The sequence below is a fragment of the Roseburia sp. AM23-20 genome (assembly GCF_003470905.1).
In the GTDB taxonomy this organism is placed as follows: Bacteria; Bacillota; Clostridia; order Lachnospirales; family Lachnospiraceae; genus Roseburia; species Roseburia rectibacter.
This window is the reverse complement of sequence record NZ_QRHS01000009.1, coordinates 82,910-99,499: the sequence shown is the minus strand read 5'-3', so window position 1 is coordinate 99,499 and position 16,590 is coordinate 82,910. Positions and strand designations below refer to the sequence as shown.

Here is a 16,590-nt window from a genome sequence, read left to right as displayed (position 1 = left end):
CCAGTAATATTTTTTGGAGGTACTTTTCAATGAACAAAGGTACAGTAAAATGGTTTAACAACCAAAAAGGATACGGATTCATCTCTGACGAGCAGGGCAATGATGTATTCGTACACTACTCAGGTCTGAACATGGAAGGTTTCAAATCCCTCGAAGAAGGCGCTACTGTAGAATTCGAAGTAGTAGAAGGCGCTAAAGGACCTCAGGCAACCAACGTTACAGTAGTAAAATAATTACTACCAGCACAATCAGTAGTTTCACATGTACCTTTTTCTTTTTAAATAGAACCAGTTTTTATTTGTTAGATTAAGATATTGTAAACAATGGATTTAAAAAAGAGTGTCGGCTTTCCGGCACTCTTTTTTATGTAATAGTATTCTTTCTTGTGTAGTCCATTCAAACTGGTCTGCTCAATTTTCACCTGACTGGCATTTTAAAATAAACCAGTGTGCGTTTAAGATATGCATAAATAAATGACAGATAATATCGGTCATAAGAAACGTATGAGGAGAAAAGAAATATGAGCACAACATCTACAACTACTGTAAAAACAGAAAATTCAATCGGTCAGGTACAGTTTCTGACCATCACAGCACTTTTCATTGCATTAACTTATGTATTTACCGCATTTGTCAATGTCAGACTTCCGATCACTGCAAACGGCGGACTGATCCATCTTGGCAATGTTCCGCTTTTTATCTGCGCCATTTTATTTGGCAAAAAAAGTGGTGCACTTGCCGGCGGTATTGGCATGGGACTCTTTGACCTTCTCTCCGGCTGGACAGCATGGGCACCTTTTACATTTATCATCGTAGCGATTATGGGATATGTTGTTGGTGCGATCACGGAAAAACACCACGGACTCGGTTTTGATGCACTCGCCATCGCTGCTGCCTGCGTGATCAAAGTAGTCGGCTATTATATCGCAGAGAGTATCATCTACGGCAACTGGATTGCACCGGTTACTTCCATTCCGGGAAATCTGGTTCAGATCGGTGTTGCAGCCGTTGTAGTCCTGATCGTCATCGAGCCTTTACGCAAAGCAGCAAACAAAATTATTTTCAAATAAAGTTTCATTTGAAAATAGCATTTTTCACTCAAACTTGTAATGCCCAAAAAACGGGCGGGAATGGAGATTAGTATTAATATGTATAAGATCATGACACCCGGACCGGTTCAGGTTCCGGAACCAGTAAGACGTGCACGCAGTTTTGCCTGCACAAATCCTGATCTGGATGAAGAATTTTATGATTTTTATAAAGAAACCTGCGAACTGATCAGCAGCCTCCTTGGCACGAAAAACGAAACGCTGATCTTAGATGGTGAAGGGATTTTAGGACTGGAAGCTGCATGTGCTTCCCTGACAGAACCGGATGATAAAGTTCTTGTCATCGACAACGGTATCTACGGAAAAGGATTTGCAGATTTTGTCAGCATGTACGGTGGTATTCCGGAAATCTACCATGCTGATTACGAAAATACTCTGGATGTGGATGCACTTGCAGAATATTTAAAAGATCATCACGATTATACTTATGCCACTGTTGTACACTGCGATACCCCAAGCGGCATGTTGAATGATATCAGCAGAATCTGTCCACTGCTCAAACAGTACGGCATCTTAACGGTCGTTGACTCCGTTTCCGGTATGTTTGGCGAAAAAGTATGTGTCGATGATTTTCAGATCGACCTTCTCTGCGGCGGCTCACAGAAAGCAGTCTCCGCACCTCCGGGACTTACCTTTGTTGTGGTAAGTGATGCCGCAAAAGAAAAAATGAAAAACCGTAAAACTCCGATTGCATCTTTCTACGCAAACCTGATGGCATTCGACGGTTACTACGAGAAAAAATGGTTTCCATATACTATGCCGATCAGCGATATCTACGGTCTGCGCGCTGCATTTAATCTGATCGCCGAAGATGCGACTTTGTATGAACGACATGCAAGGATCGGTTCTGCTACAAGAGCAGCCGTAAAAGAAGCGGGTTTAAAACTCCATCTGCAGAGCGGTTTTTCAAACACTGTAACTGTTTTTGACATTCCGCAATGTACTGATGCTAAATCTATCCTTGATACAATGCAAACAAAATATAATATCATGCTTGCCGGATCTTTTGATGAACTCTCCGGTAAAGTGATCCGTATCGGTCATATGGGGGAAAATGCAAGGTTAGAGCATATGGTTCCTACTTTAGAAGCTCTCTCTGCTACCCTGACTGAACTTGGTGTCACGCTTAAGGGAAATCTTGCAGATCTGTTTTTGAAGTATTATAGAAAAAAAGAGGCCTAATTGGCCTCTTTCTTTTCCTCTAAACGTTCTCTGATCTGCTGCATTCTGCCGTCTAACTGTGAGATCAGTTCCGCACAAAAGCAGAGATCCTGTGAGATCACCTGTGCATTTTCAATGTCCTTTTTGTATTTTAATTTATGCTCTAAACTTGCCCAGAAATCCATGGCGATCGTTCGAAACTGCACTTCCACACGCATCATCTTTTTCTCATTTGTCAAAAAAATCGGTACTTCAAGGATCAGATGCAGACTGCGGTAACCATTCGGTTTGGGATGACTGATATAATCTTTCTTCTTGATCAGCTTGATATCATCCTGTTTTTCCAGATAATCCGCTAATGTATAAATATCATCGGGAAATGAGCAGATAACACGGACACCTGCGATATCATTCAGATTCTTCTCGATATTATCTACGGAAAATGGAATCTCCTGACGCTTCATTTTCTTCATAATACTGTCCGGTTCTTTGATCCTGCATTTTATCGATTCGATCGGATTCCTGCTGTTTTGTACAGATAACTCTGTGTTCAATACGTCAAGTTTTGTCCTCACCTCTAACATTGCACATTCGTACTGCATCATCAGACAGCGAAACTTCTGTAGTTCTTCAATATCCCCAAAAACATGATCCAGTTCCTTGACTGTTTCAATATCCATGTATTCCATTTGACTTTCTCCTTAGAATCGTTCTTTTGTAACAGCTTCTCCTGACCTGCTACTCTTTCATTATTATTTTACCATACTTTTACGGAAAAGTTATCTAAACTTCTGTGAAGATTTCGGATTATATAATATTTTTACATAAGAGGTGCAAACAAACGCAAGAAACACTGTGTTCCCCGCAAAACAGCAGACCTTCCGCTCTTATATTTTTCTGTTACTTCCGTGCTCTCTGCAAAAATATGTTCAAAATCCTGACGAATCTCCCCTACGGCGTCACAGTTATATAAAAAGGCTCCATTTTCAAAATGAAGGTACAAACTCCGGTAATCCATATTAATGGTGCCACAGGTTGCCGCCTCTCCATCGCAGACACATTGTTTAGCATGGATAAATCCCGGCGTATACTCATAAATACGCACCCCTTGGCGCACGAGTCCTGCATAATAAGAACGTGTTACTTTATAGATCAGTTTCTTATCCGGGATCCCCGGTGTCACGATCCGCACATCCACACCACGCTTTGCGGCAAGTCCAAGAGCACGGTTCATCTCATCTGTAATGATCAGATACGGTGTTGTAAAATAAATTTCTTTTTTGGCATGTGCGATAAGATTCATATAAACGCTCTCTCCCACATGTTCATCATCTAATGGACTATCCGCATACGGCTGGATAAATCCCTCCTGTTTTACTTTATAATCTGTCACCGGCAGGTACTTCTGATAATCCTGGTCTGTCTTTTTTACAACATTCCACATTTCAAGGAACATAACCGTAAGACTTTTTACAGCATCTCCTTCTAAACGGATGCCGGTATCTTTCCACCGTCCATACGGATGTGTGACATTAAAATATTCATTTGCAAGATTGTACCCTCCGGTAAATCCCACTTTTCCATCGATCACTGTAATTTTTCTGTGATCGCGGTTATTCATAAATACCGATAATACTGGAATAATCGGATTGAATACACGGCAGGCAATTCCATTCTCCTCCATACGTTTTCTGAAATCATGATTGATAAATCCAATGCTTCCAACATCATCATAGAAAATACGTACTTCAACTCCATGCACTGCCCGGTCTTTTAACACGTTAAAAATCCGTTCAAAAGATTCTGCCTGCTCGATGGCATGATACTCCATAAATATAAAATGCTCTGCTTTTTTCAAATCTGCAAGCTGTTCCTCTAACCCCTGTGACGCATCCGCATAAAATTCAATATCTGTATTGTGATAAACCGGATAATGACCATATTTCCAGATGTACTCTGTCTGGTTTGCTATTGACAGATCTTTTTTCTGAAGCATTTTTACGACAGTCTCATCACTTTCTAAAAATGGGAAAAGTTCACTGTCAATGCCCTCATAACGTTTTTTCATATTTCTGGTCAGATTTGACCTTCCAAATAGTGCAAATACACACAGACCAAATACCGGAAATGCAGTAATGACCAACATCCATGGTACTTTAAATGCCATGTTTCCATGCATTCCATATATGGCAAATACAACCGAGACCGCGATCAACGTGGAAAAAAGAGAAATTGCTGCCGAATAATTATTCAGCCATATAAAAAGACTGATGATCCATATGACCTGAAGCAATACGCTGATACCAACAAAAATCAATCTTCCTACACTGTTTTTTACTGATGTTTTCTGTTCTGTTCTCATAATATTGAAAAATACCACATAATTTTACTCATGTGGTATTTTTTCCTCCGTTTCTGATTTATTTTTAGTTACGTGCATTCATTTTATCTTTTACATTTGCATCCACTTTTCCAAGATACCCTACCAGCTCATCGGATACATTCACAATGCGCTCTGTTGCCTGATCACACTGTTCAACGATCTGCTGGAATTCTTCCATGTTTTCTGTTGTTACTTTCGCACTCTCGGCATTCTGTTCTGCAAACTCTGTCAAAGATGTGATTCCACTTTCAATTACCGTCTTATGATCGTCTAACACATTTACTTCTTCGCTGATTCCATCCACAGCATCGCTTGTATTCTTGATCTCCTCATTCAGGGAACGGAAAATTTCTTCCGTATCATGAATCTTCTCATTCTGTTTCACAAACGCTTCTGATACTTTCTGCGTGATCTCCACACTGACGTTTGAATTATCAATCAATGTATTGACGATCTGATTGATCTGTTCTGTTGATTCCCTTGACTGGTCAGCTAATGTACGGATCTCTTCTGCAACAACTGCAAATCCTTTTCCATGTTCTCCGGCTCTTGCAGCTTCAATACTTGCATTTAAAGCTAAAAGATTTGTCTGATTTGAGATTCCGGCTATGATCTCTGTTGCTGTGCGGATCTCCTGTGCAGACTGGTTTGTCAGATCTGTCTGCTGTCTTACATTTTCAATCGCAACACCGCTCTCCTTACTGATATTTACAAGTTCCTCCATGATTGCTTCTGCTGCCTTGTTGCTTTCTTTCATGTGCTCTGCACTTTTTGCAAGCATCGATACATTCTCTGCAATCTTATCGATCGTTCTGCTGATAGCATCGATCTTCTCTTTCATATCGACTGTGTGATCAGCCTGTGAGATCGTATTATCCGTAATAGTAGTCACTGCCTGCTCTGTCTGATCCAGTGAAGCTGTCATACTCTTAAAAATATGCTTAAAATCCTCTGAAACCTCACCAAGTTCCTTTGTTGCTTTCTTTATTCCCAGTACAACCTGTGAAAATGAAGTGATCGACTCCTGAAACGTACGCACAAGCTGTCCGACTTCTCCATCTTTCTCTGCAAGTTTATTTGCTTTCTTAGCAACACCACCGGAAAGTTCCACCTCTGAGCCATCACTCATAAGCTGTCTGAATGCATCCAGGAGTGTTTTGATTGATGCAAAAACAATGCCAAAAAACAGTACAGTTGCAAGACAGATCAGTATCATTGCAACCATCGTACCGATCACGCCATTTTTCAGCAGCTCAAGTACTACAATCTGCCATACTGCCATAATCAGGAAAAATACAACAAAAACACCCATTAATCTTTTCCATGCCATTTTCTTTGTGTCACCCATTTTTATCCTCCAGCTATGTTATTGTCTGAGACTGCTCCACCACAGGTGGATCCGTCTGTTTTGATTTCTGCATGACTTTATTCTCATACATCGCATGATCCGCTTCACGGAACACTGCTGCAAATAAATCTATACTGTCTGTTTCATGGAATGCGACTCCTCTTGCAATCTGTATCTTCTGTTCATACTTTGTATTATTTTTATTGAAAACAATAATACCATTATCAAAGTTTGCCAGCAGTTCCTCGCATTCTGTCTGTTTGGGCTGTTCGATGATGATCACAAACTCATCACCACCGATCCGGTATACAGTATGATCTTTAAATCCTTTTTGGATCAGTCTGCTTGCATCCCGGATGAGCATATCCCCAAATTCATGTCCAAAATTGTCATTGATCTTTTTGAGATTATTGATATCCATGACCACAACTGCATATTTCATATTCTCGGCTGCCGCGCGTTTATCCAGTTTATCCACATACTCCTTATATGCCGCCTTGTTAGCAACACCCGTCAGGGCATCTGTATACGCCTGTTCATTTACATAATCGATATAATGCCGCAGATGATTGACCATCTGCTGTACACTGTCTGCAAGCACTCCAACTTCATCTTTTGACTCACAGTCAATGTTGACATCAAGATCACCGCCTGCAACTTTCTGTGCTGCTTCCGTAAGTTCTTTGAGCGGTCGTATCATTTTTCTGGTAACATGTATTGTGATCACGACTGAAAAAATCATTATCACAACGGTTGAAACCAGAAACAGACGTATAATACGGCTGCTTAATTCATTAATCTCCTGCACCGGTGCTGTAACAGCAAACAGCATACCATTTTCCAGCTGTCTTGCCGTCATTTCTTTCTTTGTTCCCTCAAGATTATAACTGACCAGACTATCCTGTCCTGCTTTTTTGATCAGTAAATTTAACACCTTTCTGATCTTTCCGTGTACACTTCCCTCAGCAAGTCCCTCCGGATAATCATGATGGTAATAAAGAGCACCATTTGTTCCTGCCAGAAAAGCATAACCGCTCTGATAAATCTGTACGGAATCTACCTTTTCCTTCAATAGTGCCATGTCAATATCCATGCCCAGAACACCAATAAAATCTTCATCCTGATATATCGGCACCACATACGAAATGATCCAGTCATTTTTATTCAGATTGTTATACGGTTCTATCCAGAAAGCGTCTTCGTTCTCAAGAGCTTCATAGTACCATCCGACATTCTGTGTGTCATCTTTTGTATATTTTGAAAAATCAACCAGAGAATCTTCGTTAACATCACCTTTTTCATCCCTATACCAGAAAAATCCTGTCTGGTCATCGGCAATTTCAGGATTAACTCTCATATATACTCCACGTGATCCTTCTGTATTTTTCACGGTATGTAGTGAAACTTCCTGTACTTTTTTTACAAAGGCATCCACATTGTCCCTGCCTGTACCACCAATTCCGAGTGCGTTATACTGCTCTATCGTATAATCCCTGATCGTATTCACGGACTGTTCAATCCCCATCAGTGCTGCATCAATCTCCTGTGCCTTATCTTCACAGAACAGATTCATAAACTGTGTGGAATCCTCATTTACAAGTTTATGCGTATATAAAAAACCAACATATCCCAGTGCCAACGCTGTAAGAAGTACACAGCCTACCGTCAAAGCCAGAAATTTAGACTGTAAAGACCTCATCGGCAATCCTCTCTCCTCTTTCTGATATATGTTCTATTATATGCATTTTGTCATAAATTGTCAAAAAATATCACTTATTTTTTGTATGTATTTTTGAACATTTCAAGCAACATTTTCTTGATTTTTTTCTGCATAACATCTAAAATTATTGTGGTATGACCACATACCACAAAGAATCTCGACAATATAAAGGAATCATAACATATGAAATTTCAAAAATTAAACGCACCATCACTCAAAGAATTATTTATATCCGAACTGGAAAATATGATCATTTCCGGCAAACTTCCAATCGGTACAAAACTTCCATCCGAACGTGAACTTGCCACATCCATGCAGGTTTCACGCGCTGTTGTCAACTCCGGTATCGCCGAACTTGAACAGAAAGGATTTGTCGTGGTAAAACCGCGCATCGGCACATTTGTAGAGGATTACCGCAGAAATGGAACCATGGACACTTTAGTTTCCATTATGAAATATAATGGCGGATCTTTAAGCCAGGAAGAAATCTGTTCCATCCTTGAGGTCCGTATTCTCTTTATGAACCTTGCATCCCGCCTTGCGATTGAAACAGCAACGGATGCTGCGATCGAGGGTCTTTCTTTTTACCTTGAAAAATTAAAAAATGCCACAACACCGGAAGATGCTGCAACATCTATCTTTGAGTTCAGCCATGAGCTGAGTTTTATCAGTGGAAATATGCTGCTTCCACTGTTCTTTATATCATTCCGTGATCTTGTATGCAGTCTTTGGGTACGCTATGCAACAAAATACGGCATAGAAGAATTATACCAGAGTGCCCTGTCCATCTATAATTTTGTCCGTGCAAGAGATGTCCGTGGTGCTCTCGATTATATAGAAACTTCTACAACCGAATGCATCAGTGGAACCCGCATGATCTACTGATCATACTACAAAACAGCCTGACTTTGGATTCCATCTCAAAATCAGGCTGTTTTTTCATATTCCGATCTATACTTTTATTTTGCAAACTGGCTGTTGTACAGCTTTGCATAAAATCCATTCTTCTCTAACAGTTCCTCATGTTTTCCCTGTTCTATGATATTTCCATCCCGCATGACAAGAATGATATCTGCTTCCCGGATCGTGGAAAGGCGGTGTGCAACGATGAAACTGGTACGCCCTTTCATCATACGGGCAAATGCTTCCTGTATCTTGATCTCAGTTCTTGTATCGATCGAGGATGTCGCCTCATCTAAGATCAGCATCGGCGGCAGGCAGAGCATAACTCTTGTGATACATAAAAGCTGTTTCTGTCCCTGTGAAAGGCTTCCGCCATCCTCCGAGATCACCGTATCGTATCCTTTTGGCAGACGTTTGATAAAACTATGCGCATGGGATGCTTTTGCTGCCGCAATGATCTCTTCCTCTGTGGCATCCGGTTTTCCCATCGTGATATTTTCACGGATCGTTCCGCTCCGTAACCATGTCTCCTGCAGTACCATACCATAATTACTTCTTAAACTCTTTCTGGTCATCTCATCAACCGGTATTCCGCTGACACAGATTTTTCCACTGTTTACATCATAAAAACGCATCAGAAGGTTGATGAGTGTTGTCTTGCCACATCCCGTAGGGCCTACAATCGCTACACGCTGTCCCGGCTGTACGGAAAGATTGAAGTCCTCGATCAGCTTCTGTTCCGGTGTATAAGAGAAATATACATGGGACAGTTCCACGCTTCCATCTGCCTTCTTTAACACTTTTGCATCTTTGGCATCCGGTACTTCAACCGGCTCCTCGATCAGTTCAAACACACGTGCCGCACAGGCAAGCGCGTTCTGCAGCTCCGTAATGACACCGGAGATCTCATTGAACGGCTTTGTATACTGGTTTGCATAACTTAAAAGACTCGATAACTGTCCAACGGTAATGCTTCCTTTTATTGCAAGAAATGCACCGACAACACCGACTGTCGCATAGACAAGGCTGTTGATAAAACGTGTTGCCGGGTTTGTGATACTGGAAAAGAAGATTGCCCGCAGTGAATATTTCTGAAGTCTTCCGTTGATCTCATCAAACTGCTCTAATGCCTCATCCTCATGGGAAAATGCCTGAACAACTTTCTGATTTCCAACCATCTCTTCGATGAAAGCGGTCTGTTCGCCCCGCGTCTCAGACTGCAGTTTGAACATGGAAAATGTCTTTTTTGCAATAAAACTTGCAACAAACAGTGATAACGGTGTGATAACAACAACCGCAATGGTAATATTCACACTGATCGTCAGCATAAAGATCAGCGTGCCAAGTATTGTCACAATTCCTGTAAAAAACTGGGTAAATCCCATCAAAAGTCCATCTGCAAACTGGTCAACATCCGCAATAACACGGCTTACCACCTCACCGTAGGAATGTGAATCAATATACTTAAGCGGTAAATGTTCGATCCGCTCGAATGCCTCTTTCCGGATATCACGGATCACATTATAAGTAATTTTATTGTTACATGCATTCATGATCCACTGCGCGGCTGCCGTGAGCAAAATCACAACTGCCATACGCTCTAAGATCACAAGGATGCCTGAAAAATCAACCTGTCCCTTTGTTACGATCAGATCCACTGCACGCCCTGTAAGGATCGGGATATAAAGTGTCAGCGCGACGGTAACCGCTGCAAGCACGATCGATAATCCAAGGTAAATCCAGTACCTTCGGATGTAATCCAGCACTTTTTTTATCGTTGTCTCCTGCTGCTCTGTCACTACTTTCTTCATGCTGTCTTACCTCCTTCCTGTTTTTTAAACTGTGAATTGTAAATCTCCTGGTATACCTCACAGCTTTCTAACAGTTCTTCGCTGGTTCCAAGACCAACGATCTTTCCATCGTCAAGCACAACAATGCGGTCTGCATGCTGGATGGATGCTGCTCTCTGGGAAACAATAAAAACAGTTGTCCCGCCTTCCATCTCACGGATTGCTTTCCTGAGTGCAGCGTCTGTTGCGAAATCAAGTGCGGATGCACTGTCATCTAAAATAAGTATCTCCGGTTTCTTTACAACCGCACGTGCGATCGTCAGACGCTGGCGCTGTCCGCCGGAAAGATTTTTTCCACCCTGTTCGACTTCAAAATCAAGTCCACCCTCTTTGTTGTCAATAAATTCTTTTGCCTGTGCTACTGTGATCGCATTGATCAAATCTTCTTCCGAAGCATCCGGATTACCCCATTTTAAATTTTCACGGATCGATCCATGGAACAATACTGCTTTCTGTAAAACAGTACCGATCTTTCCTCGAAGTTCTTCAAGTGAATAATCTTTGACATTTTTTCCGTTTACTTTGACAGAGCCGGCTGTCACATCATAAAATCTTGGGATCAGATTGACAACCGATGATTTTCCGGAACCGGTTCCTCCAATGATACCGATCGTCTCACCTTTTTTTACCTTAAAATCAATATCTGTTAAGGACTCATCTCCGGCACCTGCATAAGTTAATCCCACATGAGAAAATTCCACTGCATACTCTGTATCTTCAGATTCATCAGAATCCGTTGTCTGTGGCTTGTCCATATTCCGGCTGCATCCGTCTGTAATGGATGACTGCATCTCAAAAACAGACTGGATACGGTTTCCACATGCGATAGATTTGTTGATGTTGATGATCAGGTTCGCAAGTTTTACTAATTCTACTAAGATCTGTGACATATAGTTGATCAAAGCAACAACCTGTCCCTGTGTGATATATCCGTTGTCAACACGGACTGCACCAGTCCATACAAGCACAACGATCGCACCGTTGATGATCACGTAGGTAAGCGGATTCATCAGGGCAGATATTTTTCCAACATAGATCTGTGCTCTGGTCAGGAGATCATTATTCTCATTAAAATGTTCTCTCTCATCCTCTTCCTTATTAAAAGCACGGATTACCCTGCTTCCTGTCAAGTTTTCTCTTGTGATCCCAAGCACTTTATCAAGTGCAGACTGCACTTTTTTATAAAGCGGGATACTGATGAGCATAATACCAAATACGATCACGGAAAGCAGTGGAATGGTGACAACAAATACCAGTGCTGCTTTAATATCAATGGTAAATGCCATGACCATTGCTCCAAATACGATAAACGGAGAACGGAGAAACAGACGAAGTACAAGGTTCACACCGTTTTGTACCTGATTAACATCACTCGTCATTCTTGTGATCAGTGTTGCCGTTCCAACGGTATCCATCTCTGTAAAAGAGAGACTTTCAATATGTGCAAACAGCGCATGACGCAGCTTTGTTGCAAATCCGACTGCCGCCTTTGCTGCAAAATACTGCGCGGTAATCGAGCATGTCAGTCCGATCACTGCAAGCAATACTAACACCATACACATCCGCATAATATAGGTCTTGTCCCCGGAAGCCACACCGGTATCAATGATTGCTGCCATAACAAGCGGTACGATCAACTCGAAGGTTGCTTCAAGCAATTTAAAAAGTGGTCCTAATACACTTTCTTTTTTATAATCTTTTAAATAAACCAGTAATTTTCTCATACAAACTCCAAATGTTTATTTTTTAATTTTTTTCATCTGCTGAAGTCCCAGGATCACTGCCCCGCCGATGATAAAGAACAGGATAGAAAAATTGTGGATCGTCATTGCAGGCTGTGGTGTATCAAGTGTGGTCGGTCCCATGATAACCGCATAAATAGAACCGAGCATTAAGCCAACGATCAGAAAGATCGTCTGTGCACGGAAATTTTCAAGTGCCTTACGGATCAGCTTTACAACACTGAAAATGCCAACTAATACTCCACATCCGAATACAAATACAGTTGGAAAACTCTTTAAATTCAGATGCAGGATATCTTTGATCGCCGTCACGATCGGCAGATAAAGCCCCATGATAAGAAGCAGCGTTGATCCGGAAATACCCGGAAGCACCATGGCACAGATTGCGATTGCACCTGCAATAAATACATAAATTCCTGTTGTGACTGTCAGATGCTCTAAATTCATGCTGCTGCCGCCGCCAACCGGGTTAAAATAAGTAATGGCACACACGATCGCTGCTCCAACCAGTATAAATGGAAGATATGCATACTTCCCTTTTAGTGTATCTATTTCTTCACGGACTACGATCGGAATCGCAAAAATAATAAATCCGATAAATAATGAACTGATCGCATAAATATGGGATTCAAAAACATTTGCAAGAATCAGAATCGCAAGGATCATTCCTGTTACCCAGCCGATACCAAGTTTCAATAAAAAGAAAAATGCTGTTTTCTTTTTCTCCATATTTCCTGTGATCAGATCATCAATGGAATCAATAAACTGATCATAAAATCCAAGCAGAAATGCCACAGTTCCACCGGACACTCCAGGAACACTGTCTGCAAGAGCCATACAAAAACCCCTGATAAACTGTATTATGTACATACGGTTACCTCTTTCTTCCTTATTAATATTTACATGTGCCATCTGCACACCATACTGCCTATTATAGACGTTTCGCTTCTGTTTTGTCTAGTACGGTAAACATTAATGTTTTATTTTTCTGTCATTTATTTCAATTTTCCGGCGCAATCCCCACAGACAGAGCAGATTGGGCACCGCCATCAGAAAATTAAAAATATCCGAAATCCCCCATACCACATCAAGCGTGATCACAGCCCCAAGATACACACAAAACATATAAATGACCTGATAGATCCGGACACTGTTCTCCCCAAACAGATACCGTACGGCACATTCTCCATAGACATTCCAGCCGATGATCGTGGCAAATGCAAATAAGACCAGCGATAACGACAGCATCTCATCTCCCCACACCGGCAATTCCCGGAATACAGCAAAACACATCCGCTCGCCAGACACTCCCACATAATTGCCCGGATGGGCGATCATACTTGAAACGGAGGCAATCCCAGTGATCGCACACATCACAACCGTATCCCAGAATGGTCCCGTCATGGAAACGAGTGCCTGATCCTGCGGTGAGACATTCTGTGCTGTCGCAGCTGCCATTGGGATAGAACCAAGCCCTGCCTCGTTTGTAAACAGTCCCCTGGAAATCCCCGTCCTTAAACCTGCCATCACCGTGGTTCCGACCACACCTCCTGCTGCTGCCTCTGGCACAAATGCAGATGTTACGATCATTTTTACCGCCTCCGGAACTACAGTATGATTTTTGATCAGGATAAAAATACAGCCTCCTAAATAAAATGCACTCATAACCGGCACCAGCCAGGTACACACTTTTCCGATCTGCCTGCTTCCCCCGATGATCACTTTTCCGGCAAGCACACCTGCTGCTATCCCGATGATATGCGGCGATATTCCTATCTGTTCCGTAACTGCCGCACTAATGGAATGTGCCTGTACACTGCTGCCGATCCCAAGTGACGCCAATATTGTAAATACAGAAAATAAAACCGCCAGTCCTTTCTTTTTCATCCCAATTTCCAGCACATACATCGGACCGCCGGTCATTCTTCCATCCTTTTCTTTTTTACGGTACTTCATAGATAAAAAACACTCACCATAACAGGTCGCGATTCCAAGCACACCGGTGATCCAGCACCAGAACACTGCACCTGCACCACCGATCGCTATCGCTGTGGAGATACCGATGATATTCCCTGTTCCGATTGTAGCAGCAAGTGCTGTCGCAAGCGCCGTGTAAGACGCATGATCTGTATCCGAAAAGCTGAGTCGGATCCCCTGCGGGATTTTGCGCTGAATGAATTTCAGGCGAAATGTAAAATACAGATGTGTTCCAAGAAGGAGCAGGATCTGCCCCGCGACCGCAAACTGGCTGATTTTTTGCATAAGAAATCCCCGTATACAGATACCCTTGTTCTAAGTATACGGGGATTTTACAAAATTCATTCTTTGATTTTATTCTCTGCCTGTCATACTTCCAGACCATTTTTTATAATCCAATTTATTATGCAGTGATCTTTTTTCTCCGTTCAAACACCTGACCAAGCCGGTCTAGTCCTTTACTACAGACGATCGTATAGATACTGCCAAATACATTTGCACCGATACGAAGCAGCACGGCATTTTTCATTCCAAACAGTCCCGCCGCGATTGATAATGCACCAAACGTATTAAAGGCTGTCTGCCACGCATAACCGGCAGAATACCCGACTCCGATACCACCTATCATTCCGATATACGGATACATGGATTCCGGAAGCGCTAAATATAATACTACAAACAAAAGACTTCCAACGATATTAAACATCCCTCTTTTCTCTGCTCTTTCGTTGCAGTCACCGGTAAACGGCAGACAGACGGACATACAGGCGATCCCGGCCCACATAGCTCTTGGAAGTCCAAGGACAGACATCAAAAGCATCGCAGAAGAAACGATCAGTGTCAGTTTCACATACCATCGGTTTCTGGCAGATGAAAGCTCAAATTCCCGGAACAGATCTAAAAACGTTCTCCGGTAAGGTCTGTTTTTCTGATTCTTATAAAAAATTGCCATACAGAGTAACATTCCAACAAACAGTCCCTCCACACGCAGCAGATACGCATGTCCACTCACATCATATCCAAGTAACAGCAGATATCCAAGCACAAACGTGGAATGATTATACATGATCACATTGTGGCATCCTAAAATCATCAAAAGCATGATACAGCATACGTTTACCAGAAATGCCAGAAACGGTGAGAGCATATTGCTAAAACGCGGTCCCACGATCAGTATTCCAAAAATTCCCGCGATTGAAAGAAGTCCGTGCGTGGTCTTAATCCCAAAATCTGCCTGTCTAAGCACCAGTACAGCTAAAAGAACCGTCACTCCGACCACACTATTTTCCGATCCGGTCAGTTTACTGAATAATGTCACAACTGCCACACAAAATGCCATGACCAGATAAACTTTAAAGTTATAGATTAAGATATGGCGCCTTTTTTCTTTTTTGTCTGCTGTATTTTTGATCAGCTGTTTTGAGCCGGTCGAACTAAGCTGAAGTTCCTGATAAAATGTCATAGTACTCTCCCTTCTTATGCTGTTTTCCAATGAAAATATCTTTTTCATCTGCATCTTAAATTTGTGTTTTTAGCAAAGTAGAGAGTACTATAGCGCAATTTACCCGAAACGTCAAGATTTCATTTTTCTTAATAGACAAAACCTCACCCCCACTTTATTTCCTACTATTTCCATATGTTAAATTGGATATTAAAACAAGGGTAACGTTTTGTCAATAGATATTCGTGCTGTACTGGCAAATTTTATGAATCATAAAAACATCTGCCCCTTTCTCATTTTTATGATATACTCGATTTATGACAAAAGAAATAGCATACAAAATCCTGGGGTTTACCCCTATTATGTGCCATCCTCACTTCAGTTCCATCTCGTCTTTCATCCCGGCAAATCCGAACTTTTCATACATCGGGCGTCCCATCTCGGTTGCTTCCAAAGAAATCGCATCAATTCCTTTGTTCTTTGCATTCTCCACCAACAACGACAGTGTGTGATATGCGATTCCCATTCGCCGGTACGCCGGATTTGTATACATGTTCATAATATATGCCTTCTTTCCGGTCGGATTGTGATAGGTCGGCATAACCTCAAAATAACTGATACCGCCTGCGCCAATGATCTTTTCTTTGTCATATACCAGTATTGCAGTATGGCTGCCGTCTTTCAATGCTTTTTCATAATAGGCTCTCGACTGTACTGCAACTTCTGTCATATCCACATCATCATCTAACTTATTTGCTGCTCTTAAAACTTCAATCCTTGTTGTGACTAAAATATCTATATCTTCTGGCATGGCTGTTTTGTATGTAAAATTCATAGCTGCTCCTGTCATTGTTATCTGATTTTATCATTTCTATTAACGATTCTAAACCTTTCTCCTATTATTTTCAAATCTTTTGTGAATGACGTGGTGCTGTTTACAGCTAACTTCTTTTCCAC

General features: G+C 41.6%; 14 protein-coding genes. 4 read left to right on the top strand and 10 right to left on the bottom strand.

The annotated features are described in order from the left end of the window. Window positions 1-29: 29 nt before the first annotated feature. The 3 genes from DW650_RS09095 to DW650_RS09085 all read left to right on the top strand — a co-directional run bounded on the left by DW650_RS09095 (window position 30) and on the right by DW650_RS09085 (window position 2,290). Entirely contained in the window at window positions 30-233 is a 204-nt protein-coding gene (locus DW650_RS09095; protein ID WP_117921308.1) for a cold-shock protein, read from the top strand. Between the two features lie 287 nt (window positions 234-520). Beyond that, window positions 521-1,069, top strand: coding sequence for an ECF transporter S component (locus DW650_RS09090; protein ID WP_118209704.1), 549 nt, complete (start codon window positions 521-523; stop codon window positions 1,067-1,069). A gap of 78 nt (window positions 1,070-1,147) precedes the next feature. After that, entirely contained in the window at window positions 1,148-2,290 is a 1,143-nt protein-coding gene (locus tag DW650_RS09085) for a pyridoxal-phosphate-dependent aminotransferase family protein (protein ID WP_199654236.1), read from the top strand. Here the strand turns inward: DW650_RS09085 and DW650_RS09080 are convergent. The 4 genes from DW650_RS09080 to DW650_RS09065 all read right to left on the bottom strand — a co-directional run bounded on the left by DW650_RS09080 (window position 2,287) and on the right by DW650_RS09065 (window position 7,699). Beyond that, window positions 2,287-2,958 (bottom strand): GTP pyrophosphokinase, encoded by a 672-nt coding sequence (locus DW650_RS09080; RefSeq protein ID WP_117921310.1) that lies wholly within the window; start codon window positions 2,956-2,958, stop codon window positions 2,287-2,289. The two genes, DW650_RS09085 and DW650_RS09080, sit on opposite strands and share 4 nt — an antisense overlap. A gap of 131 nt (window positions 2,959-3,089) precedes the next feature. Next, window positions 3,090-4,631, bottom strand: a complete 1,542-nt coding sequence (gene cls / locus DW650_RS09075) for a cardiolipin synthase (protein ID WP_118209735.1) — start codon at window positions 4,629-4,631, stop codon at window positions 3,090-3,092. A gap of 64 nt (window positions 4,632-4,695) precedes the next feature. Next, entirely contained in the window at window positions 4,696-6,000 is a 1,305-nt protein-coding gene (locus DW650_RS09070) for a methyl-accepting chemotaxis protein (protein WP_118209703.1), read from the bottom strand. A gap of 13 nt (window positions 6,001-6,013) precedes the next feature. Further along, entirely contained in the window at window positions 6,014-7,699 is a 1,686-nt protein-coding gene (locus tag DW650_RS09065; RefSeq protein WP_118209702.1) for a diguanylate cyclase domain-containing protein, read from the bottom strand. A 204-nt stretch (window positions 7,700-7,903) separates the two neighbouring features. Between DW650_RS09065 and DW650_RS09060 the strand changes: the two genes are divergently transcribed. Continuing rightward, the gene (locus DW650_RS09060; RefSeq protein ID WP_118209701.1) at window positions 7,904-8,605 is read left to right on the top strand and encodes a FadR/GntR family transcriptional regulator; all 702 of its coding nucleotides are present in this window, start codon (window positions 7,904-7,906) and stop codon (window positions 8,603-8,605) included. A gap of 74 nt (window positions 8,606-8,679) precedes the next feature. Here the strand turns inward: DW650_RS09060 and DW650_RS09055 are convergent, their stop codons facing one another. The 6 genes from DW650_RS09055 to DW650_RS09030 all read right to left on the bottom strand — a co-directional run bounded on the left by DW650_RS09055 (window position 8,680) and on the right by DW650_RS09030 (window position 16,468). Further along, on the bottom strand, window positions 8,680-10,434 hold the full coding sequence (locus DW650_RS09055; RefSeq protein WP_118209700.1) for an ABC transporter ATP-binding protein: 1,755 nt from the start codon (window positions 10,432-10,434) through the stop codon (window positions 8,680-8,682). Further along, window positions 10,431-12,197 carry an ABC transporter ATP-binding protein gene (locus tag DW650_RS09050; RefSeq protein ID WP_118209699.1) on the bottom strand — a complete coding sequence of 589 codons (1,767 nt, stop codon included), beginning with the start codon at window positions 12,195-12,197 and terminating at the stop codon, window positions 10,431-10,433. Before DW650_RS09050 ends, DW650_RS09055 begins: the two co-directional genes overlap by 4 nt. Before the next feature lie 15 nt (window positions 12,198-12,212). Then, on the bottom strand, window positions 12,213-13,085 hold the full coding sequence (locus tag DW650_RS09045; protein ID WP_118209734.1) for a DUF368 domain-containing protein: 873 nt from the start codon (window positions 13,083-13,085) through the stop codon (window positions 12,213-12,215). 102 nt (window positions 13,086-13,187) lie between these two features. Continuing rightward, window positions 13,188-14,477: an alanine/glycine:cation symporter family protein gene (locus DW650_RS09040; protein ID WP_118209698.1), complete on the bottom strand. Its 1,290-nt coding sequence runs from the start codon at window positions 14,475-14,477 to the stop codon at window positions 13,188-13,190. Between the two features lie 118 nt (window positions 14,478-14,595). Next, entirely contained in the window at window positions 14,596-15,654 is a 1,059-nt protein-coding gene (locus tag DW650_RS09035) for an FUSC family protein (protein ID WP_118209697.1), read from the bottom strand. A 352-nt stretch (window positions 15,655-16,006) separates the two neighbouring features. Continuing rightward, window positions 16,007-16,468, bottom strand: a complete 462-nt coding sequence (locus tag DW650_RS09030; protein WP_118209696.1) for a GNAT family N-acetyltransferase — start codon at window positions 16,466-16,468, stop codon at window positions 16,007-16,009. Window positions 16,469-16,590: the final 122 nt, after the last annotated feature.